Source organism: Methylomonas sp. Kb3 (assembly GCF_002834115.1).
GTDB lineage: Bacteria > Pseudomonadota > Gammaproteobacteria > Methylococcales > Methylomonadaceae > Methylomonas > Methylomonas defluvii.
Genome location: NZ_PIZT01000008.1, coordinates 1 through 22,534, shown reverse-complemented (window position 1 = coordinate 22,534; position 22,534 = coordinate 1). Strand labels below are relative to the sequence as shown.

General features: G+C 52.1%; 20 protein-coding genes, 1 pseudogene and 1 riboswitch. Of the genes and pseudogenes, 3 read left to right on the top strand and 18 right to left on the bottom strand.

Annotated elements, in window-relative coordinates:
* Positions 1-124: 124 nt before the first annotated feature.
* From CWO84_RS06635 to CWO84_RS24335, 14 genes are all read right to left on the bottom strand, one after another.
* The gene (locus tag CWO84_RS06635) at positions 125-1,714 is read right to left on the bottom strand and encodes a ShlB/FhaC/HecB family hemolysin secretion/activation protein (RefSeq protein WP_240617986.1); all 1,590 of its coding nucleotides are present in this window, start codon (positions 1,712-1,714) and stop codon (positions 125-127) included.
* A gap of 109 nt (positions 1,715-1,823) precedes the next feature.
* Entirely contained in the window at positions 1,824-3,383 is a 1,560-nt protein-coding gene (locus CWO84_RS06630; RefSeq protein WP_101052120.1) for a hypothetical protein, read from the bottom strand.
* 100 nt (positions 3,384-3,483) lie between these two features.
* Positions 3,484-4,275 carry a hypothetical protein gene (locus tag CWO84_RS06625; RefSeq protein ID WP_101052119.1) on the bottom strand — a complete coding sequence of 264 codons (792 nt, stop codon included), beginning with the start codon at positions 4,273-4,275 and terminating at the stop codon, positions 3,484-3,486.
* A gap of 39 nt (positions 4,276-4,314) precedes the next feature.
* Positions 4,315-4,393: riboswitch (cyclic di-GMP riboswitch) on the bottom strand.
* A gap of 696 nt (positions 4,394-5,089) precedes the next feature.
* Positions 5,090-5,605 (bottom strand): type II secretion system protein M, encoded by a 516-nt coding sequence (locus tag CWO84_RS06620; protein ID WP_165786275.1) that lies wholly within the window; start codon positions 5,603-5,605, stop codon positions 5,090-5,092.
* Positions 5,586-6,779 carry a type II secretion system protein GspL gene (gspL, locus tag CWO84_RS06615; RefSeq protein ID WP_101052117.1) on the bottom strand — a complete coding sequence of 398 codons (1,194 nt, stop codon included), beginning with the start codon at positions 6,777-6,779 and terminating at the stop codon, positions 5,586-5,588. Before gspL ends, CWO84_RS06620 begins: the two co-directional genes overlap by 20 nt.
* The gene (gene gspK / locus CWO84_RS06610; RefSeq protein ID WP_101052116.1) at positions 6,772-7,707 is read right to left on the bottom strand and encodes a type II secretion system minor pseudopilin GspK; all 936 of its coding nucleotides are present in this window, start codon (positions 7,705-7,707) and stop codon (positions 6,772-6,774) included. The genes gspL and gspK overlap by 8 nt, the downstream gene beginning before the upstream one ends.
* Entirely contained in the window at positions 7,704-8,282 is a 579-nt protein-coding gene (gspJ, locus tag CWO84_RS06605; protein ID WP_101052115.1) for a type II secretion system minor pseudopilin GspJ, read from the bottom strand. The genes gspK and gspJ overlap by 4 nt, the downstream gene beginning before the upstream one ends.
* Complete coding sequence (gene gspI, locus CWO84_RS06600) at positions 8,272-8,649, bottom strand: type II secretion system minor pseudopilin GspI (RefSeq protein ID WP_033159024.1); 378 nt, start codon at positions 8,647-8,649, stop codon at positions 8,272-8,274. Before gspI ends, gspJ begins: the two co-directional genes overlap by 11 nt.
* Positions 8,646-9,188, bottom strand: coding sequence for a type II secretion system minor pseudopilin GspH (gene gspH / locus CWO84_RS06595; RefSeq protein WP_129871374.1), 543 nt, complete (start codon positions 9,186-9,188; stop codon positions 8,646-8,648). The genes gspI and gspH overlap by 4 nt, the downstream gene beginning before the upstream one ends.
* Positions 9,173-9,604: a type II secretion system major pseudopilin GspG gene (gspG, locus tag CWO84_RS06590; RefSeq protein ID WP_033159026.1), complete on the bottom strand. Its 432-nt coding sequence runs from the start codon at positions 9,602-9,604 to the stop codon at positions 9,173-9,175. The genes gspH and gspG overlap by 16 nt, the downstream gene beginning before the upstream one ends.
* Positions 9,605-9,700: 96 nt before the next feature.
* On the bottom strand, positions 9,701-10,912 hold the full coding sequence (gene gspF / locus CWO84_RS06585) for a type II secretion system inner membrane protein GspF (RefSeq protein WP_101052114.1): 1,212 nt from the start codon (positions 10,910-10,912) through the stop codon (positions 9,701-9,703).
* Between the two features lie 6 nt (positions 10,913-10,918).
* Positions 10,919-12,430 carry a type II secretion system ATPase GspE gene (gene gspE, locus CWO84_RS06580; RefSeq protein ID WP_101052113.1) on the bottom strand — a complete coding sequence of 504 codons (1,512 nt, stop codon included), beginning with the start codon at positions 12,428-12,430 and terminating at the stop codon, positions 10,919-10,921.
* Positions 12,417-14,321 (bottom strand): type II secretion system secretin GspD, encoded by a 1,905-nt coding sequence (gspD, locus tag CWO84_RS06575; protein ID WP_033159029.1) that lies wholly within the window; start codon positions 14,319-14,321, stop codon positions 12,417-12,419. Before gspD ends, gspE begins: the two co-directional genes overlap by 14 nt.
* A 21-nt stretch (positions 14,322-14,342) precedes the next feature.
* The gene (locus tag CWO84_RS24335; RefSeq protein WP_165385939.1) at positions 14,343-14,888 is read right to left on the bottom strand and encodes a type II secretion system protein N; all 546 of its coding nucleotides are present in this window, start codon (positions 14,886-14,888) and stop codon (positions 14,343-14,345) included.
* 151 nt (positions 14,889-15,039) lie between these two features.
* On the opposite strand from CWO84_RS24335, the gene CWO84_RS06565 reads away from it, so the two are divergent.
* The 3 genes from CWO84_RS06565 to CWO84_RS24595 all read left to right on the top strand — a co-directional run bounded on the left by CWO84_RS06565 (position 15,040) and on the right by CWO84_RS24595 (position 19,447).
* Positions 15,040-16,179 (top strand): hypothetical protein, encoded by a 1,140-nt coding sequence (locus CWO84_RS06565; RefSeq protein ID WP_033159031.1) that lies wholly within the window; start codon positions 15,040-15,042, stop codon positions 16,177-16,179.
* Positions 16,180-16,236: 57 nt separating this feature from the next.
* Positions 16,237-18,486: a hypothetical protein gene (locus CWO84_RS06560; RefSeq protein ID WP_101052111.1), complete on the top strand. Its 2,250-nt coding sequence runs from the start codon at positions 16,237-16,239 to the stop codon at positions 18,484-18,486.
* Positions 18,487-19,141: 655 nt separating this feature from the next.
* Positions 19,142-19,447: a T6SS effector amidase Tae4 family protein gene (locus CWO84_RS24595; protein WP_225893066.1), complete on the top strand. Its 306-nt coding sequence runs from the start codon at positions 19,142-19,144 to the stop codon at positions 19,445-19,447.
* Positions 19,448-20,019: 572 nt separating this feature from the next.
* Here CWO84_RS24595 and CWO84_RS24135 read toward each other — a convergent pair.
* The 4 genes and pseudogenes from CWO84_RS24135 to CWO84_RS24330 form a co-directional block, all read right to left on the bottom strand.
* On the bottom strand, positions 20,020-20,736 hold the full coding sequence (locus CWO84_RS24135; protein ID WP_133120654.1) for a hypothetical protein: 717 nt from the start codon (positions 20,734-20,736) through the stop codon (positions 20,020-20,022).
* 293 nt (positions 20,737-21,029) lie between these two features.
* Positions 21,030-21,683 (bottom strand): metal-dependent hydrolase, encoded by a 654-nt coding sequence (locus CWO84_RS06550; RefSeq protein ID WP_101052110.1) that lies wholly within the window; start codon positions 21,681-21,683, stop codon positions 21,030-21,032.
* A gap of 3 nt (positions 21,684-21,686) precedes the next feature.
* On the bottom strand, positions 21,687-22,175 hold the full coding sequence (locus tag CWO84_RS06545; RefSeq protein WP_240617985.1) for a transposase: 489 nt from the start codon (positions 22,173-22,175) through the stop codon (positions 21,687-21,689).
* Positions 22,060-22,534 (bottom strand): annotated as a pseudogene (locus CWO84_RS24330) (IS110 family transposase); the annotation flags it as partial. The gene CWO84_RS06545 and the pseudogene CWO84_RS24330, both read right to left, overlap by 116 nt.

The following is a 22,534-nucleotide window of genomic DNA, read 5'->3' as shown; positions in this document are numbered from 1 at the left end:
GCTTCGCTTATCCAGCCTACGATTCATTAACGCTGTTTTGACTGAATAATTAAGACAGGAGCGAATAACCCAAAGACACCAATTAATTCGCTCCCGTCTTCCGCAACCATTCAGCCGCCGCGCCCTAAAATTGCGTAGCAATCCTAAAGTCCACCCTATTCTCGCCGCGCCGGACAGTGCCTTGGTCGAGCAGCGGAATGCCAAAATCAAACTCGCCTTGCACATGTTTAAACATATCGAAACGTAAACCCACGCCGGTACTGGCCAGCGCCATTTCGTTAGCATTACCCGGCAAGGCATCGACAATCCAGCCTTTCCCGGCATCGACAAACACCAGCGCCCGCATTTTGTCGAACTCGTCCCATTCGTCCGGCACCAGCCGGGGGCTATACCATTCCAGCGAGGCGGTCACCCCGTCATCAGACAGCGCATTGGTTTCCAAATAACCGCGCACGGTTTGATAGCCGCCCATTGAAAACTGCTCGTTACTGATTAACGGCGAATCGGTGATCTGTCCGGACATGCGCGCCGCCACTTCCATACCCCATGGCAAATCATGCCGGTAGTCCATACCGCCGCTCAGATAGATAAAATTGGATCGGGCTAAAAAGCGCTTGTCGGCAAACTGCTGCTCATCGCTGCCCAAGCCGCGTATCGCAAAATTAACACCCACATTGAAAGACAGCAAAGACTCGGCATCGCGGTAATTGCCGCTGTACTGGGCCATGAACGGCAGATAACTGATAGGGGTTTTTAAGGTATCCGAACCTAATAAATTCAAATCTTCCTTAAAGTCTTTGTAATCAACGCCTAGCGTCGCAGTGTGGGTGTAATTATTTAGGGTCTTCAGCGGCGACACAAAACGCGCGCCGTAAATATCACCGCTACCAATCACCGATAAGGCGCCGGCACTGGCAATTTGCGAGGTAGAAGACGAACTGACCGCGTATAAAGCCAAGCGCTTATCGTCGTCAATGATAGGCATGACATAACTGCCCACCAATACCTCCACTTCGTCCGGATTTTCCGGCGAGGTTTGATACATAAACGAAGCACTGTGAAATTTTTGCCAGAGATTGTCGTAACGCAGCGATACCAAGGTCCGTAAGCGGCTGGTGTTTTGCGTATTGTGGGAATTCACTTCCACCTTGCCGTGCAAAGGCAGTTCGTCTTTCACCTTTAGATCCACTTCCAGCGTGCCCGGCGTTTCACCGGCGCGCAGCACCGGCACCACGGTTCTATCCTGGCTCTCGCCGGCCAACGTGGTCAATTGCTCCTGCATTTTTTGTAGATTGGGAACATTACCCTCTGCCAGCTCAGGTACTTTGGCTTTAATGGCCCCCAACGAGAAATAACGGGAATCGGTAACCCGCAAGCGCGACACCTTGCCTTCCGTCACCTGTAAATACACCACGCCGCCCACCACGTTTTGCTCGGGAATATCCACAGAGACAGTTTGATAACCTTTGCTGCGATACAGCTCTTCCAGTGCGCTACGCGCTTCTTCCACGGTATCGATGGTTTTTTTCGGACCTAAAAACCGGTAAACCGTGCGTTCAACCAGTTTCCGGTCCAATAAGGTGCTGCCCTTCATCCGCAGCTCCAGTAAATCGAATTGATTGCCGGTTTCTTCCGCCTGGCCAAGCGCGCTGGCCGTCAGCAACACAGCCGCGAGACCGAACCGGACCGAGCCTAAAAACAAATGTTGTTTCATTTCACCCATCGCAAAAAAAGACAGCCTCCGCAAGCGAAGGCTGTTTGTATTCAATGCGCATCCTTGCGCGAACCTCCAGCTATTACACTAAAGGTTTGTTACATGCTGATTACATCGGCTTGTTGGTGTTGGTAGATGCTTTGATAACCGGCACTTGGCAGTTGCTCAAAGAACCTGCAGCAGCATGCGAGTAAGGCATAACAGGCGCATTGACGTTCAAGGTGTCGGTGAAGTTGTTGCCGTTACCGATAGCCAGATAACCTGATTGACCGAATGGGTGAACAAAACCAATGTTCAACTCGGTAGCCAGAATGGTTGGTGAAGCCGCATCGGCAGCGATTTTAGCGATGACGGTAGATTTATCCGCGCTGATACCTTTACGCCATTGGAAGGTTTGCTCAACCCAATCCATATACTTGCCTCTGAAGGCTTGTTCCAGAGTCGGTGCTACACCGTCCACTTTAATAAAGCGGTAATGCTTGGCATGCGTAGCATTGTTTTCCAAGCTTTGTTGACCGATGGCCCAGCCTCTGTTACCGGCAGTATTAACCGCGGTGTTGAATACGTCAGGGTTAGTCGTGGTGATTTGTTTAGCCACCGCTTCGCCGTCGGCAAAGTCTTCCAGACACAATTCCATATCGCCGGAACCACTAATTTCGTGCTTCACAGGACCGGCCAAAGAAGAACCTACCCAGTCAGGATTCAAACCGGCCGTGCTGCAAGGGTTGTTTAGGAATTTAACGTACTGTTGCGCGCCGGTACCGGAACCGTCGATACGTTTGCAAAAATGCACTTTAGTATCGTTAGGGGTTACGTTTCTGACAGTGCCGTCGGAATCGGTGTAAGTCAAACCGGCAGTCAAGCTGGTTAAGGCCGTGCCGTTTACTTTAAACTCGGACCATCTTTTGATTTGACCGGAGATCAACTCAGCCACTTGTTGTTTGCTCAAGCTAGGCATACAAGCTTCGGTGTAATCGCCCGGTGCGCAGCTGCCGCCAAAACCGGCCAACAGGTTTTGCGCTCTTTGTAAAGCCACATACAAGTTATCGGAAACCGGCACGCCAAATACCAAGGCCGCCGCAGGCACCACGTTCAGAGCCGCGTCGGCAGCCACTGGATCAACCGCAGAAGCGTTTGAAGGTTTGTTTGGGCCAACAAACAATTTTGGCTCAACATCGGAAATACCGGCATCGGACAGCACGTTGGTCAGGTTAGCGCCGCTGGCGTTGCAAAACCAAGTGTTGGTCGCGCCTTGTTGCGTGCAGTTACCGTTGTCGATACGCATCGCCGCAATCGCCACGCCGTCGATCAGCGGGTTAACGCCTTGCGCAGAACCGCCGGCAGAACGTTTGTGGAACAGGACTTTAGCCGTGGTTGCCGCAGAACCGTTGACGGTCAGGCCGGGTACGTTAGTAGAGTTCAGTGTGCAGAAATAAGCACTATGGTTTTTACCTTCGGAACCCGCTGTACCGTTATCTTTAAATACATCCAAAGTACCGGCGTCGCACAAGTTCACAAACAAGGCAGCCAGGGCTTTGTCTTGCGCGCTAGCGCCGGACATGAAGATTTCGATATCCGGCGTAACGCTTGGCGCATGCGCGGATGCGCCTTGCGAAAAACCTGCCAGAGAAGCCACTGCGATAGCAGCAGACAATAATTGCTTTTTCATTGTATATCTCTCAATGGATTAAATTTAAAGTGTGAGCCGACCCGTTCATGAAGGGGGAACCAGCAAAACAGAATCCGGCCGGCTCAAGCCGCTTACGGAATTAAACCGCCAGCGATTTACGACGAGTGGCGCGCAGTACACCCATCAGACCGGCGCCGAACATCCAAACCGCAGCAGGTAGTGGCACAGCAGCAGGCGCAGCGGTATAGGTCAAAGAACCGACGTTGCCGTTGATTGCGAAATTCCATACGCCTGGGAAAGTGACTAATTCGCCGGTGTCGAAGTCATCGGCATTGGCTCTTTCGCGAACAAAAGACAATGCTGTGCCTAACTGACCTTGCGCGGTAAATGGCAAGGCAGTTTGGAAATCGTTACCGTAAACAGCTGTGTATCCTTGCTGGCCGACAGTTTTGAAGGTACTCAAGTTGTTGCTGTTAGCATCTTGAGTTTGGATATAGCTGACCAAATCATTCCATTTACCCATCGTGTTGCTAATGTCTGGAGCGTTCGCGTCGATGCTGGATGGTGAAGGCACTACAGAAGTGGTGTAAAAACCAAATTTAGCTAAGTCGGTCAATTCATTCAATACACCATGACCACCAGAAACACCCCAGGCAACGTTGTTGCCGGCAGTGTAAGCAGCAGCGAACGATTGGAAGTTGTTGTCGCTCAGTGTGAATGACAATGGTTGGCTAGGATTAGCCAAAAATTGTTCAACAGTGATGCCCAAATCCAGCGTGTAAGAGTTTTGTGCTGTGTAGTTAACCAGGTTAAACAAAAACTCACTACCGTCTGCTGTTGCATCGCCGATAGCTTGGATACGCGCTTCCGCGGCGCCTGAAGCGGCCGCTGCCAATACTGCAACTGCCAACAATTTTTTAGACAATTTCATTTTTAAAACCTCATGTTTAAATTTCGATTAATGACATAAGGTGACAGCCCAGCCGTCTTGACCTGCAAGACCCGTGACTTTCCGTCCCCGCTTCACAACGAGTTTGGCTTTTACACGCTTTAGATTGCACTCGACACCATCTAACATCCTGACAGCGCCGCTTTGTTGCCCCCGCTACCATGTTCCGCCTAGCCTCCTCCCTATCCTCTTCCTTCGCCGCTCCTTGTTCGTGCCGTCCATGTTCCCTAGTTGCTCCCGAATCTTTGCTGAACGGCCGTTCCTCAACCCCTCAACTTGGCGCGAATTATTCCAGAGCAATAGCGGCGTTTCGGTTACAGCATTGTTAAATTAACGTGACATGTAATACATCTGTATTACAAAGCCGGCCGCTAACACGAAAATTCAGCGGATGACCGGGCGGGAGGGAGTGATGAAATCTAAGATTCTATTTGCGGGGGTCGCATCAGTGCGATTCAGTTAAGGAAGAAACCCCTTTTCCTCCGGGAGAAGCTGGGAATGCGGGAATCAAATAAACTATTTTCGGTGTAGCCTAGGTATTAGTGGCCGCTAGCTCTCGACGGCAAGGGCCTTGCTGACTATTGAGCAAGTTAGTTAAACCCAAAAAGTCCGTCATGCCGCCGGGATAAGGGCGTCCGGTGCCATGGATGGCAAGCTTCGAACTCTGCGTGCGCTGAACACGGCATTCCCCGACAAGCAAACGCCTTGCGACCGCTTCACCAATCGATTGGGAACACTGGGCTCCCGCCTGCGCGGGAGCGACGGACGTTAAAGGCCAGGCTAATATGAAGGCGGGCTAAACAACGCCCAACAAGACTTTGGCGTTAACGATACCGTCCGCATCGGCCGGTTTTTCCACATCGATTTGCAGCACTTGCAAGCGGTGTTTGGTTTCCAAAATTGTCAACCATGACATCAGTCGGTCGAAGGCCAGATTTTCCAGCCAGACGCTGACTTTGTCCTCGCCTTCCGGTGACAGATGTTTGATCGCCGGTTTTATATCCAGCTGTTGGCTGCTGAAATCGACTAACGCCAGCGGCGATTGATTACCGCCATCCACTGCCGGCGTATCAACCGCGGCTTGTTGCCGCAAAGCCGCCGCTTCGTTGCCGACTTGTTGTAAATAGCTATAGATTTGCCTTTGCGCCTGGATTTTTAGCGTCAGCAAGCGGCTTTGTTCAGCAATTGGTTGGTAAAACAGCAGGTATGCGCCATACATCAGCACGACCAGCACACCACCCAGCGCCAGTACTCGCTCTCTGGGCGTTAGTTCGGCAAAACGCTGCGCTATGTCATTTTTCGCGAATCTCAAGTTGCGCCTCCACGCCATTTGCGCCGCTGTCGGCGGATTGAAGTTTCACCTGCATGCTGGTTTGCAATTGTTGTTTGAATTGCTCCAGCTGGCCGATGTCATCGGCAACTACATGCAACTGCAAACCGCCGTTCAGGAAATTGAGTTTTTTCAGGTGCACGGCGGGCGTGTCTTTTAATACCAAGCCGGACCGGTAAAACAAGCGCATGAAGCCGCTACCGACGACGTCGTGTTGTTTTCTCAGCTGCGCCAGTTGTTGCTCGGCTTGGGCTTTAACATTGACGATGCGCTTCACCTCGGGAAAGCTTTGTTTGAACAGCGCTTGGGTTTTGGCTTCCAATTCGCTCAGCTCGGCTTGCTGTTGCCAGTAGGTGTGCAATAAGGCGTAGCTCTGCACCGCCAAAGCCGCACCCAAAATAATTGCTGCAGGCAGCCACTGCTGCCAACGGCCTACCTTTTGGCTACTAACGGCATAGGCACCGCTCAATAAACTCAGCTCTGCCGGCAACAACTCAACGGCGCTCGCCATGAATGGCAACGGTTTTGCTATGACTGTTTCCACACCGGTAGTTGCTAAACCTTCCGGCAGTTTGCTGTCTTCGCTGGCTTTGAATAGCAGTAAAGTCTGAAAATCAGCACCTTCGGCACGGGCTTTTTCCAACAATTGCGGCAGAAATTGCGTATCCACGCCGCCGCCCAGATAGGCAGCGCTACGCAAAATAGCGTTGCTGTCGTCGAGCAACAAGGTGGCTTGTCCGGCTTGATACGGCAGACATAAGGTTTCCGGATATGCGCCATCCAGCGGCAAACCGGCTTCCCGAAACGGCGTAAGCCATGTCGATAGCGTTTCGTGGGTAATCGCCGCGACGGCGAGTTTATCCCGATCCTGTTTTAACCAAACCAGATGATAATTTTCCACGTCCTCGGCCAACAGGTCTTCCAAGGCAAACGGCAAGGCTTTTTTCAGTTGCGCGGTGGTTTTAACCGCCAACTCGATTTCCAGCAATAGCACCGAAGCGGCCGGCAATAACAGCAGTACAGACTTACCCTGCGCAACAGCTGCTAACTGGGCCATCGTGCCGGATGCCGGCTGACTATCCGGCTCGGCAAGACTCAACCATTCCAGTTTATCGGCCGATTCGGAGATGAATCTGACCAGCAGTTTTTCAGCCATGCGCCAAGCCCTGGCGCTGCCGCTTCAAGACTTGCGCACCGCCGCTATCACGCTGCAATTGCGACTGAAACTGCAAATGGGTTTTGCCCATATCGATTTGCCCTTGTAGTAAAAAGTGTTGCGAACTGACCCCCAAGCCGTATTTACCGATGCCGGCATCGGCAACCGCTTCGTCCTTTAAAAACTCGGCGACTTTTTCGAAAGGCTTGCCTCTGGCTCTGAAGATGGATGCCGCCTGATCGGCGCTGATGTCGTCCGCCAAACAGCGCAGCACCATGGCGCTGGCGGTATTGATATTCAGCGGCGCGTAGCCTTCCACCACATACACATACGGCAATAATTTCGAATAAATCTCGCGCGTCATGCCTTGTACCAGCAATAACTCGCTGACATCTGCAAATTGCCGGTTCGCGGCGCGGTAGCCGGGCTTAGATCGGGTATAGGCGTCGTCTTCCGCACCGTGCGGATAGCTAGCGTCCATATCTGCGTCTATCCAATCCGTGATTGCCTGTACCAGCTCGGTTTTCAGTTTTAGCTGCGCCAGCAAGCGTTCCAAGCGTTTTACATCCGGCACGGATACTTTTCCCTCAACCAACAAGTTGTTCAGATTTATACGGCCTTGCAAATCCTCAATCTGTGCTTGCATCGTGCCGCCAGCCACCACGGTCGTTGCCAGCGGTTTGGACCAGGTATCATCCACACCATCGACATCACCAACTTTCGCATCAGCGGCCAGCCTGCCAATCGCCCAGCTTTCCAAGCCATAGGCATATTCCCAGGCTTGCATGCTGCGCAGCTGATTTTCGGTGCGGCGAATATCCATCTGCCGCGCTCTGGACATGGACACGACCGCTACCGTGGCGATGGCCAGTATCAGCATCACCGTGATCAACGCTATGCCGTGCTGCGCCCGATCTAGCATCTTCATTCCCGCACCAGAAACAGCCGGCGCATGTCGCCCAGGCCGGCCAAGTTAAAATTAGCTTCCACCGCTTTGGGTAAGCCAGTGCCACCTGCCGGCCAATGCGTCGTCCAGTCGCTGCCGTAAAAGCGCAGTTCAAGCGCGCCAACATTCAGCAATTTTTTCCGACGAAATTGCGTCTGCTGGGTACGGTCCAACACGATCCAGACCTGCCTGTACAAACTGCCGTTTTCCAGTCGATAACTGACACGCTGCAGATCACTTCGCATCGACAACGCCGACCATTCCGGCACGCTGCGGGTTAAAGTCAATAATTCTTCACCATTCCCACCGGAAAAAGCCGGCTGTTCGCTACCCAATTCGTCCCGAATCGAGCGTGGCAAAGCCTGGGCTAAATCTTCGTTAAGCAAATACAGGGTTTGCTGCAACGCGGCGATGCTGTCCGAGCGTTTTTCCGTGCCCGCTCTGGCATCCAACACCGCGCTCAAGCCGGCGTAGGCCATGGCCGCCATGATCGCGAACACGGCCATCGCGATCAGGACTTCCAGCAAGGTAAAACCGCGACTGGCGCTATTGTTCATGGCTGGCCGGAACATAACTAAGCAAACCGGCGTACGGCGATTTATCCCCTTCCAAAAACACTTCTATCCGGTAATCCCAAAGCGTGCCGCCGAGACTCGGCGTCACACCGCGCTTGGCCTGCCAATACCAGCGCCGCCCGGCCATGGTTTCCCACCCGTCCTGGTTCTCCGGCTTTTCGGTATCCAGGCGCAATTGCACCGCACGATTAGCGGCTATCGTCGCGGCTATAGTTTTGTTTTCCAGATACCAAAGGTTCTTGGTATTGTCGGCGGTAATTTTGATCAAGCCGGCCATCAGAATGGCTAACAGCGCCAGCGCAATCAGCACTTCCAATAGAGTGAAACCGCCGTTGCCGGGGTATTTCATGGCTTAATGGCGACGCTGGAAATTGCCAAGCCCCCATCCGCCGTATTACTCAGCCAAAACCGGAGATCGCTTTTTGCTAAATCCAACGCAATTTGAAACACCGCAGAGGCCCCGTCCGGGGTAAAGACAATCTGCGGTTCCGGATGAACTTTGCCGCCGAACCGTTGATTCAGATACACCGGCTTTTCGTCCAAGCTTAAAGCCAAGGTCATGCCTGTTGGCAAATTCCTCTGTCTGAATAGCGCATCATTATTCTCCGGCTGCCACTTGCTTTGGGTAGGCGAGAGAAACCTATACCCTTGGCCGACCAACTCCAGACCTATGCTTTCGCCGCGTATCATCGCTTCCTGCTCGGCCAGCGCCAGCAATTTTGCCAGCCGATCAACTTCCAATTGTTGCTGCTTACTATGATCGGCATTGCCCATCGCCAGCATCGCCATGCTGCTCATCAAGCCGATTAAAACCATCGCAATTAACAGTTCTATCAGCGTAAAACCACGCGCGCTCAAGCCGGAATTTGGCCTTATTTTTGCGCCCAATTGGTGATGTCCGCGCCGGCTTCGCTGCCGCCTTCCACGCCGTCGGCGCCGAAGGAATACAAATCAAATTCGCCGTGCGCGCCGGGCTGCATATAAAAATACGCTTTGCCCCATGCGTCGACCGGCAGTTGATCCAGATAGCCGCCCTGCTTCCAATGCGCGCCGGCCGGCAGATTAGCGGGTTTATGTACCAAAGCTTCCAGGCCTTGGTCGGTGGTGGGGTAGCTGAAGTTATCCAGTCTGTATAAATCCAGCGCGGCGCTGATGGCTCTGATGTCTTGCAAGGTGCGCGTGGCACGGGCTTCGTCTGGTCTGCCCATGATTTTTGGGACGACGATGGACGCCAAGATGCCCAAAATCACCACCACGATCATCACTTCGATCAGGGTAAAGCCTTGCTGTTTTTTATTGCTCATAAGGGTTTAAAGTCGGATTGGTTTAAACAGGTCCCGGCCTGCGGGACAACGGGGAGAAGATTAGAAAGCCAACGTGACAGGCGTATGACAAAACCGCTATCTAATCAATTGGTTCATTTCAAATATCGGTAACAGAATGGCCAGCACGATGGTTAGCACCACCAGACCCATGAACAAAATCAAGGCCGGCTCGAACAAGCCCATGGTCAGTTCGGTGAGCGCCTGAATATCACGTTCCTGATCGTCGGCGGCGCTTTCCAGCATGCGCGGTAATTGGCCGCTGGCCTCGCCACTGGCCACCAGATGTATCGTCACCGGCGGGAAGAAACCGCTGGCTTCCAGCGCCTTGTTCAAACTCTGCCCTTCCCGCACGCGAATCGCGGTATGCGCCACCGCCTGCCGCATCGCCTCGTTCGCCAACACCTGGCTGGAGATTTTCAAGGCTTCCAGCAACTCCACGCCGCTATTGGTCAAAATCGCCAAGGTGCGGGTAAAACGCGCGGTGTTTAAACCCTTGGAAAAGCGGGCGGTGATCGGCATGGTCAACAACCAACGGTGAAACAGCATGCGCGGCCGCTCCCGGCGCAAAATCAGCTTGGCGGCAACCGATAAAGCCACACCAAAAGCCAGTAGCAGCATGCCATTGCTCTGCAAAAAATCGCTGCAACTAATTAAGGCCTGGGTAATAGCCGGCAGCTCGTGGCCCATTTTGTCGAACACGCCGGTGATTTCCGGCACCACGTAAGCCAACAAGCCGATAACCACCAATATCGATACCGAAGACAGAAGCACCGGATAAATCATCGCCATCTGCAACTTACGGTGCAGCTGGCCTTTGTCGCTGAGATAATCGGCCAACTTTTCCAAGACCTGATCCAGCTTGCCCGAGGATTCGCCGGCTTCGATAGTGGCGCGGTACAAGGGCGGAAAGGTACTGGGAAACGCCTGACAGGCCACGGCCAGGCTTTGGCCCTCTAGAATCCGGCTTCTGATCGCCAGCAAAATCCGTCTGGCTCTGGCCGATTCCAATTGCCGGGCGATAATGCCCAGCGCTTCGTCTATCGCCAAACCGGACTTTAATAAAGCGGCCAATTGCCGGGTAATATGCGCCAGCGCGCGCATGCCGATGTTTTGCGCCAATAAGGGCGACTGGCCGCTGCGTTCTTTTTTATGAACTTCCTGAATGTCCAGCAGGGTTAAATCATTGGCTTTCAATTGTTGGCGCGCGGTTTTGATGGTGTCGCTCTCAATCGTGCCTTTAACCGACTTGCCCTTGCCGTTCAGCGCTTGATATTCGAAGACCGCCATGCCCAGTTAGTCCTTTAAGGTGATACGGATGGCTTCGTCGATACTGGTGTCGCCGTTCAGGACTTTTTCCAGCGCGCTTTGTTGAATGCTGCGCGAAGTCAGTCGGGCATGCCGTTCCAGTTCCTGGTCGCCGGCGCCGTCATGGATTAACTGCTGCATCGCGCTATCCAGCATGATCATTTCAAAGATCCCGGCCCGGCCCTTGTAACCGTGGTTATGACATTGCGGACAGCCTTGGGCTTGATACACCGTCACCCATTGCTCGGCGTCGCCGCTATAGCCCAGCTTGGCTAAATCCCGAGCCGGCACCTGCTCCGGCGTTTTGCAATGTGGACACAGTTTGCGCAACAAGCGCTGGGCGATGACGCCGACCAAACTGGATGCCAGCAAAAACGGCTCTATGCCCATGTCCCGCAGCCGGGTAATGGCACCCACGGCGGTGTTGGTATGCAAAGTCGATAGCACCAAATGGCCGGTCAAGCTGGCCTGCACCGCAATCTCGGCGGTTTCCCGGTCACGAATCTCGCCGACCATCACAATGTCCGGGTCCTGGCGCAGAATAGCCCGCAAGCCTTTGGCAAAGGTCATATCCACCTTGGCATTAACCTGGGTCTGGCCAACGCCGTCCAGATAGTATTCGATGGGGTCTTCGACGGTGAGAATATTACGGCTGCGTTGATTCAATTGATTAACCACCGCGTACAAGCTGGTGGTCTTGCCGGAACCGGTCGGCCCAGTCACTAAAATAATGCCATGCGGCCGGGCTATCATCTGCTGAATGCTGTCCAGTTCGTAATCCGACATGCCGACTTGCTTCAGGCTCAGTTGGTTGGCCTGCTTATCCAGCAAACGCAACACCACCCGCTCGCCGTGGCCGGAAGGCAAAGTCGATACCCGCACATCCACGGTACGGCCGCCGATATTCAAGGAGATGCGGCCATCCTGCGGCAAGCGCTTCTCGGCGATGTCCAGCTTGGCCATCACTTTCAGGCGGGAAATCACCATCGGTGCAAATTCGCGTTGCGGTTCGATAATCTCCCGTAAAGTACCATCCACCCGAAACCGCACCACCATACGCTTTTCGTAGGATTCGATATGAATATCCGAGGCGTTTTCCTTGATGGCCTCGGTGAGCAGTGCATTAATCAAGCGAATGATGGGCGCTTCGTCTTCGCTTTCCAGCAAGTCTTCCGGCTTGGGCAGATGCTGGGCCATCTCCGACAAATCCAGATTGTCCTGCATATCGGCCACCATCTGCTGAGCATGGCCGGTTTTGTGTTCGTAAACTGCTTGCAACAGTCGTTCGAATTCCTCCGCGCCGACTGATTCAAAACTCGCCGGCCGATCCACAAAGCGGCGGATTTCCAACAACGCCGTTACCGTGGCTTTGGGCTGGTAAACGATACGCGCCTGCTGCGCCGAATATTCGGCAACGAGCACGCCGTGACGTTTGGCAAAACCGTAAGACGGCAGCCTGTTATCGGTCGGGGCTGGCGCTGTTGGTTCAGCGGCTGCCATTGCGACTGGCCTCCCCGTTATCTTGCGCAGCCGCATTGTCGTCCGCTAAGTTATCCAGCAGAGGCTGTTTCTGCTCCGGCATCAACAGCACGCCGTCCTCGTTAAACTCTTGCTGCTTGTCGCGAATGTAGTTGTATTTGTCGTGGGTCAAACCGCTGGATTTACCCGCGTCCCGGATGATTTGCGGGCGCAAAAACACCATCAGATTCTTTTTGGTGATGGTCGTGGAATTGGTTTGGAACAAATAGCCCAGGTAAGGAATATCGCCCAACAGCGGCACCTTATCCACGGTTTCGGTGATGTCGTCTTCGATCAAGCCGCCCAATACCAATACCTTACCGTCATCAACCAATACGCTGGTTTCGATCTTGCGTTTATTGGTTTGTAAGTCGGCCCCGGTCGTGCCTTGCACGACGCTGGAAACCTCTTGCGCGACTTTCAATTTAACCGCGTTACCTTCGTTGATCTGCGGCAAGACTTTGAGTTTGATACCGATGTCTTCGCGCTGGATAGTCTGAAACGGGGTGCTCAGGCTGCCTCCGACCGACGGCGTGTATTGGCCTGTGGTTAATGGGATGTTGCGGCCGACTATCATGCTGGCTTCTTCATTATCCATCGTCACCAACGATGGTGTGGATAACACATTGACATCGGTATCGCTGGCAAAGGCGGTCAGCAAGGCTTTTAGTTCGCTGCCGGCCAAGTAACCGATGCTTAGGCCCTTGCCGGCGGAGGTAATGAATTGCGAAAGATTCAAAGAGTTGCCTTCGCCTTTTCTGCTGGCTGCAAACACGCTGCCATCGTCCTTGGTTTGCCATTCGACGCCGATATTTTGCGATTTGTCGTAGCTGACTTCAGCGATGATCGCTTCGATATGCACTTGCGCGCGGCGCACATCCAGCTGCCGGACCACCGATTTCAAGGTCAACATTAAATCGTGCGGCGCTGTGATAATCAGCGCATTGGCGGCTTCGTCCGCGCGAATATCAAAGTCCTTGGCGGTGGTGGCTTTGGTTTTGGCTTGATCGGCTTTTTCGTCTTTTAAAGATCCCACCCCGGTCAGCGTTTCCACCAATTCCTTGGCTACCGCGTAACGCATATAAATTACTTCGGTATTGCCGGCTTTTTCCATCGGCGTATCCAGATTGGCGATCAAGGCCCGCATCTGCAAGCGCATCTCCGGGTCGCCGCCCAGAATAATGGAATTGGAGCGTTCGTCGGCCACCATGGGCGGCGGGACAGCCGTGGTTTTTCCGGCATTATTGCTGGTAATCAGCGTATTCAGCGGCAGTATCAAATCGGCGGCGTTGGCATGGCGCAGATTGATAATTTCAATGTTTTGTAAATCGCTTTTATCGATTTGCTTGATCATCGCCGCCAAGCGCTTAACATTCGCGGCGGTATCGGACAGGATGACGGTGTTACTTTCCGGCACCGCACCGATAAAGGCGTATTGCGGCATCAAGGGTAACAAGGTTTGCACCAGTTGCGCCGCATCGACGTGATGCACCTGCAACACCCGGGTCAGTTGCTCGTCGCCGTTTTGCGGATTACCGCGCAACTCGCTTTCCTCGCCGTCCTGCTTGGCGGTGACGTTGGGAATAATCTTAACCACATTGCCGTTCGGAATCGCCGAGTAGCCGTGCACCTTTAGTATGGACAGGAATACATCGTAGACTTGCGCGGACTTCATGGGCGTGGAAGTCACCACCGATATATTGCCGGTAATGCGCGGGTCGATAATAAAGTTTTTACCGGTGACATCGGCAACCGTTTCGATCAGCGCGCGAATATCGACATCTTTCAGATTCAGCGAGAATTCGTCTTTTTCCGCCAGTACCATCGGGCAGAATATGGCCAGCAGCAAGCCGATCAACAAGCGTGTTTTCATTTGCAGTTTACAAGGGAGGGATTATTCGGCGGCGGTTGGCGCGTGGACGCTATCTTTTTTTAATAACAGGGATTCCCGGCGTTCGCCACGCTTCAGCAACACCCGGTCGGCTTCGACAGAATGCAACACCGCGCCGCCGGGCAGTTCATCGCCCAGCCTATATTTCTTTTGCTGGCCGTCGTCGGTTTGGATGATGCCGCTGGCATTTTCCGGATTCTTGGATAAAAACAGGATACCCAGCAGTTTGAGTTGCGATTGCGTCTCCGCAACGGCGCCATCACCAGACACGCTATTCGGGCTTTGCCCGAACAAATGCCAAGTGCCGATTTCCGACAAATCCATGGGCGGATTTTGCGTGACCATTTCGGGTGAGATGGGCGCTGCGGACTCTGCCGGCATCTGGTCGACATCGGCCAACGCATCGGGCAGATTGGCATACAACACCGCAAGCAAATAAACCGTAGCCAGCGCTGTGGCAAGCCATGGCAAAGAAGCGCCGCCGCCCAATCCACACGCCGCTGATTTCCAAGCGAAAGCAAATCTTGAATATCCCGCAAATTTCATCATGGATGAATTATGCTGGGAAAACATGACTGTTTTATGACAAAGCCGACCCGGCCAATAGCGCCCCATCCGCGCCGGCGGTTGACTTGCCGACGGCCCCAAAGCGCTGATAAAGTCGGCCGGAAAACCGAACCCAACCATATCAACTAAGCACATGAATGGATTATCAACCCTGGCACAGGCCTTTGGCGGCGAGGCGAGCCGCATCGAGGGAATCGACAAATTAGCCGGCGATTTAAATCGCTGGTATTTGCAACAGCCGGCGGATCGCAACTTTCTGCATCCCTGCTTAATCGGCGGCAAACCGGCCTTGGTGTGCCAAGCCGGCCTGAGCCGCGACGCCGCCTCAGCTTATGCCGAATTGGCAGCCATCGCCCGGCGCTACGACATCTATCTTAAAGAAGACAGCCGGCAGCGCGACGATAGCGCTATCTTGCATAACCGCCGCCGCGAAGTCAGTCTGGTGTTGAGTTTTTGCATAGGCATGCTGGGCTCTTCGCGCATCGTAAGCGCCAACGATTTGCAGCCGGTCAATGCCGTGCAGGCCGTCGCCAGCCAACTAGCCGAACCGGTCAACAGCATGCAGGCCAAGCTATCGGTAGATCCAGACGGCGCCGCGACGGTACGCTTGCGTCTGCGTAAACCGCCCAACGCAGCGGAAGTGATGGCGGCCTACAGTCAAAAGCAGGCCACGCTGAACAGCGATGCGCTGGCGAAAACGGAAATTGCCAATTTTCTAAGCACCATCTACCAGGCCGAGTCCGCCGATCCCTCTAGTATCCGCGCGGATCTGGCGGTGATGGCCGACTACTTTTCACACTACCCGCAAGCAGTGAATTTGCTTAACGAACTGCGTGGTCAAAAACTCGTACTCAAATACCGGCAAAATACCTGGCAAACCCAGGCTTTTGGCAACGAATTTGGTGTGGATAGCGTGACGATTTATTTCGACACCCGCTTGGGTGCGCAATTGCTGAACGAACCGGGCTGCGACAGTACACCCGCCTGTAGCATCTCGCCCGCCGACGCCTTACTGCACGAGTTGCTGCATGCCAAATTGATGTTGCTGGACAGCCAGCATTTCATAGACGGCGGCGGCATGACCCAAACCCTTTACCCTTTCGAGCACGAACGCGAAGTGATTCATCACGAAAACCGGCTTTACCAAGACATGAATCAATTGGACGGCCGCGCCCGGCCTTTAAGGCATAGACATAGCGGCGAGTTATTGCAAGTCTCCTGCCCGGCCTGCAACCCAATAAAGCAAGTTGCGTCAGGCGACCCAAGTCTGTAAAACTAACGAAATTTCGTGATAGACATAACAAAAACTACTCAACACAGGAGACACACCATGACGCCCATATCCAGCCGCAATGTTGCCGAAAAATGGCGGTTTGCCCGACTCGGCGGTTTCGATCAGGTTGAATTGCAGCGCGGTAGCGATTTAATCGGACTACCGGAACTGGATCAGAAATTATGGGCGGCGCTGAGTTGCCCGACCCACGGCTTGTTCTTCGACAACCAAACATTGGCGTTGCTGGATACCGATAACGACGGCCGCATCAGAGCGAACGAGGTCATCGAAGCGGTGCGTTGGGTGAGCAAGGTACTGAAAAACCCGGCCGATTTGATCCAACAAAACACCACACTGCCGCTGGCGGCGATTAACGATCAAGATGAAGAAGGTCAACAGCTACTGGCTTCCGCCGTCGAGATCTTAAAAAATCTGGGCAAGGCGGATGCGACCGAAATCACCGCCGATGATCTGGCCGATATGACCAAGATTTTCGCCAACACCCAATTTAACGGCGACGGCATTATTCCGGTTAAAGCCGCCGGCGATGAGGCCGGCCAGCAAGCCATCACCGACATCATCGCCTGCTTGGGCGAAATTCAGGACCGCAGCGGCGAGCCGGGCATTAATCTGGAAAAAATCGAACAGTTTTTTAAAGACGCCGGCGCATACTTCGATTGGTGGCAACAGAGCGACGCCGAAGCCGTGCGGATTCGCAATCAAATCGCCGACACCGAAGCGGCGGCGGCCTTGCTGGCGCAAGTAAAACCCAAAATCGACGACTTTTTTACCCGCTGCCAATTGGCGGAATTCGACACCGGCGCGACCGAGTTGTTGAACCCAGCCGACAGCCGCTACGAGCAACTGGCCGGCATCGATTTATCCGCCGGCAGCGAAGAGCTGGCTAAATTGCCGCTGGCTGCCATCGTCGCTGGCGGCAATTTGCCATTGACCACCGGTTTGAATCCGGCCTGGCGGGCGGCGATAGACCAGTTAAAAACCCAGGTGCTGACACCGCTGCTGGGCACTTTAGATAGCTTGTCCGACGCACAATGGCAAAGCGTGGTCGGCCAATTTGCCGATTACCAGGCTTGGTTGCAGAAAAAACCTGCCAATGCCGTGGAAGGCTTGGGGCTGGAGCGCATCAAAACGCTGTTGCAAAGCGATACGCAAGCCAAATTGACCGGCTTGGTCGAACAGGATTTGGCTTTGGAACCGCACGCCAAAGCCATCGATTCTGTCGTGCGCTTGCTGCATTACTACCGCGATCTGTACACCTTATTAAACAACTTCGTGTCGTTTCGCGATTTTTACAGCCCGGAACCGCACGCTATTTTCCAAGCCGGTACCTTATATCTGGACGGCAGAAGCTGCCAATTGTGCGTGAAAGTGGATGACGTGGACAGCCATAGCAAGTTGGCGGAACTGAGCAAAATCTTTCTAGCCTATTGCGTCTGCCGCCGCCAAGGCAGCAACGAAACCCTGACCATTGCCGCGGCCTTTACCGGCGGCGACAGCGACAATTTGCGCGTCGGCCGCAACGGCGTGTTTTACGACCGCAATGGCTTGGACTGGGATGCGACCATCGTCAAAATCATCGAAAACCCGATCAGCATCAAAGAAGCATTCTGGGCGCCTTATAAACGTGTCGCGCGGATGATTAACGAGCAATTGGAAAAAAGCGCGTCGGCCCGCGACAAAGCGGCCCACGAAAATACGTTTAAAGGCATTTCCGAAGCCGGCGCGAATGCCGGACAAGGCAAGGAACCGCCGGCCCCGTTCGACGTCGGCAAATTCGCCGGGATTTTCGCCGCCATCGGCTTGGCAATCGGCGCGATCGGTACTGCGCTGGCCACGGTGATGAGCAGCTTCATGGGCTTGGTTTGGTGGCAAATGCCGCTGGCCATCATCGGCGTGATGCTGGCGATTTCCGGCCCATCCATGTTTATCGCTTATTTGAAACTACGCCAACGCAATCTGGCACCGGTTCTGGACGCCTGCGGCTGGGCGGTGAATGCGAAAGCCTTTATCAACATCCCGTTCGGCCGCTTGTTGACCGGTGTCGCCAAATTACCGAAAGACGCGGAAATGCAAATGGTCGATCCATTCGGCGAAAAGCAAAGCCATTGGAAAAGCTACATGTTTTTGCTGATCCTGCTGGCCGGCGCGGCCTACGCCTGGCATAAAGGCTATATAGGGCCGAAGCAAGAACCGGAACAAGCGGCCCAGGTTGAGGGAAAAGCGGCGCAGGCTAAAGCGGAGGCACCGGCCGGAGCTCCAGCCAAGCCTGCGGAGCCGGCTAAGTAAACCTGTCGTTGCAAACCACCGGAGCGGCTGCGCTTATCAGCTGTTGCTCCGGTCCCGTCTAATGTTGGAAATGTAGGGCGTCAATAGGCGTAGCCGTATTGCGCCGCATATTGACCTTAAATCATTCGGCGCATTGCGCTAACGATAATCCCCCGTACGCGGGCTTAAAATCATTTGTTGGGCCGTCATGAAAACTCAGCTAATCCTATTTTGTTTGAACTTTGCTCTTATAGGCTGCGCTTCGCGATCAGGAATTCATGACGACAACCCGATAAAAGACATATCGAATTTGTACAATAGAAACGGCATCGTTGCAGCTCCCACTTTCGTTGGAAACGCTATTTGTGGCACACCGTTTATTTTGCTGGCTACTACGTTTGACGCCGTGTACATAGGTAAACTTGGGAAACGAACTGAAACGTACCGTTCCGCTATCAATAACAGCTACTTATTACCTGCTATGGCGTGTGGCGCAGCTACAGGCTTACCATTTATCCCGCTTTCCTATATTTTCGAGGAATCTCCTGTATATCTCTCAACCCCGTAGTACTCTGTTCCAAGTCAACAACCCCCTGTGATTTTTTACTCAATGCGGTACGTCAATAGGCGTAGCGCATGTTGGTATTAAATCATTCGGCGCATTGCGCTTACGCTAATGCGCCGTACGCGGTTATTAGCCCAGAATGCTGGTTATGCTAACACTTGCGCTACTCGAATGAGTATTGCACTTCTTCATTCTGCCGTTTCCTTCACGGGACGATTACCGATAAAAGCAGGATCTTTAAAAGGCAAAAAGATTGAACCAGGTGCAAAGTTATTAGCGGATCAGTTAATGTTATCTCACATTTTCGGCAGACCAGAAGTTATTGATCCTGCAAAAACTAAAACGTTACTTACAAATAAACGAGGCCTCATATTTTTTTGGAAAATTACCGGATATGATGGGGGCACATTGACCTGATTGAAACAAGCAATAATATCCAGCTATGCAATTCTCACTGTTACTTTAACTGCAAAGAAATATGGTTTTGGGCGCTAACCTAAAAACTTAATATGTTTAAAATTTTTTCCTCGCTCTTTTTGCCATTTTTTTTATAACGTAGGGTGGGCAAGGCGCAATAACCATCAGGCATTGCGCCGTATTTTCAAACTATTCAAATTCATATCAATCTCAACCCGATAAGGTGCGCCGATAGGATGCTGCCGACTTAAGGAGGCGCATCGTTGTGTGCCCGGCATGGGCTAAAACTAGTTATCTGAAAAGTGATAACCGGAGCCAGTAATGACAACCGTAGCGAAACGCGGGGGGGAACCGGCTAAGTAAACCTTTCTTTGCAAACCACCGGAGCGGCAGCGCTTATCAGCTGTTGCTCCGGTCACGTCAAATGTTGGAAGTCTAGGGTATCAATAGGCTTAGCCGTATTGCGCCGCTAAATCATAAGGCGCAAGCCCATTGGTTATTGCGCCTTGTTAGCTTGATTATTATCGCTTTTTGATGCCGCAGAAGCGACGAAGCAAGTATCGTTGCCTCTCTCAATTTGGTAGAGGGTGAACCAAGCTTTGTGAAAACCGAAAACATAGGCAACATAGCGCGGACAAAAATAGCAACATCCCATTAGGGAGCGGCACATTGCTAACTGGCATTAGCGTGCGCGTCCAAGAACCCGGCCCATTTGAGACAAGCGCTGACAAACTTGCATGTATATATTCAGACCCAGGGGGGAAACCATAGAAGTCGTCCGTATAAATTACACCTTCATAGTCAGGGCTGGAGGGGTTATTGAAAGCACTCTGTATGCTTGAATATACCTGATCATAAAAAGTGTAATAACCAGACCTGGCAACTATACGCCAACGTCCATCTACATTTCCTTCAGAATCGGTATCAAACATAATACTTACAGATTTAATCATACGGTAAGGATCTATCTGATAATGATCGATATTGGTATATCCGTCACTAATATAAAAACTCGCAAATGGTGAAGAGTCTTTTTTTGTCAGGTCAATTTCCGAGTAAAAACTAGTATTCTTAGGCACGAGGGAATCTTCGATTGCAAAGTCGATCCTTACACGGGAAAGGCGAGATCGATCAACATTATAGGGAGCTGACACACCCTCAACAGAAAAACTGTCGAATAAATTCCCAGTATAGCTATATTGAGCTAAAGCTGCGCTTGCTTGAAAGCTTACTAATGTAGATATAATTAATATAGTTGTCGATAATAAAATATTATTGAAATAATTCATAAACCCCTCTTTTATTGAAAATATTTGAAGAAACCTGCAATTTCTCAGCGTAATTTTTTCGAAAGTTGAATGGCACTTATTATCTCCTTTAAACTAAAAAACTTATGAAATAAGTCAGGATGAACACAGTTTTTGTGCTCACGAGGAATTACGACAATAAGTCATCAATAGGCATAGCCGTATTGCGCCGTATGTTGGTCATAAATCATTCGGTGCATTGCGCTTACGCTAATACACCCTGTGCGGGCTATTAGCGCACCTTATCGGGTTCAAAACATATAAATAACTTGTGTTTATCGTTTAAGACTAAACCCAACGAACATACCGACAACCAGGGTAATATAAAACACATAACGCATCGCTTTATATCTTTGAAACAATATCGCTTTCAATTTACATGAAATTAACATAGAAACAGGCATTAAAATCACTAACTCAATGAGGATATTACGCCAAAGATAAATGTTTTTTATATCGATATGCCCTGCGCTTGGCAAAATACCAAAAGGTAACTTTATTAAATTTGAATTTATTGGCCAAAACAGCGGCATAGGATGAACGCCCACCAGTAAATCCAATATCAAGTGAGAAAAGCTCGCCATATAAAACAACCCATGAGAAACCGAGATAAAAGTATTTTTTAATACAAATTTCTTGGCACATGAGGCAATCAAACCAATGACGAAACAAAATAATATTGAATGCGTTACTCTTGGCTCTATTTGATAGTCAAATACCCAATAAACCAAGTAATCCATATCTGGACTTATACCCAGTCCGATAAAAAACATACACATAAATGCAGCGCCGCCAGATTTAATTTCGTGCTTTCTGCCAAAAATGGCTGAATTGATCAAAGCATGCCCTACAATTGATGACATGTAATGTTTCCCATTTTTAAAATCAGTAACGTAGATACTCTGTTCAAAAGCAACAAATTTCATCATCTTTTACTCGGCGATGATGGATTCAGGGATGGCATAAAACCGCGTGTTATCGAACGGCTGATTGTGCTTCAACATGCCATGGATCGCATGCAGTAATTTACGCATGACGGCGCAGACGGCTTGCAAAGGTTTCTTGCCGTTGTCGATCAAATGCTGGAAATACGCTCGCACATGCGGATCGTGCTGTTTGGCACTCAAGGCCGGCATATACAACGCCGAACGAATATGCCGGTTACCGGCCTTGGACAGCCGCATTTTCTTGTGTACGCTTTTGCCGGATTCAAACGCCTTGGGATCGAGTCCGGCAAACTTGACCCATTCGCGATGCGACAGATTGGGCGGCAATAACAGCAACTCGCCCATCAAGGCAATGGCGCTAGTGTGGGCAATGCCTTTGATGCCGGTCAACAGGTCGAATATTCGTTGCAGTTCCGGATGCTGGTCGATCAACGCCAGCGCCTCGCCAGCCAACGTATCGATGCGTTTTTCCATACAGCAACTCGCCCATCAAGGCAATGGCGCTAGTTTGGGCAATGCCTTTGATGCCGGTCAACAGGTCGAATATTCGTTGCAGTTCCGGATGCTGGTCGATCAACGCCAGCGCCTCGCCAGCCAACGTATCGATGCGTTTTTCCAGCTGACTAATCGCCAATTTGGCATCGCGTAGTAGGGCCTTCGGCGTTTCCTCGGTCGCACTCAGCGCATGTAGATGATTTTTCGCGGCGGCCTTCTGACCGGTTAGCGCGTCGATACGGCGAGCATAGCCGCGCAAAGCCAGCGCTTGATTCGAAGGACGAGTCCAGGCGACGAAATCCATGCGCTCGACATATTCGGCCAAGGTGTTGGCATCG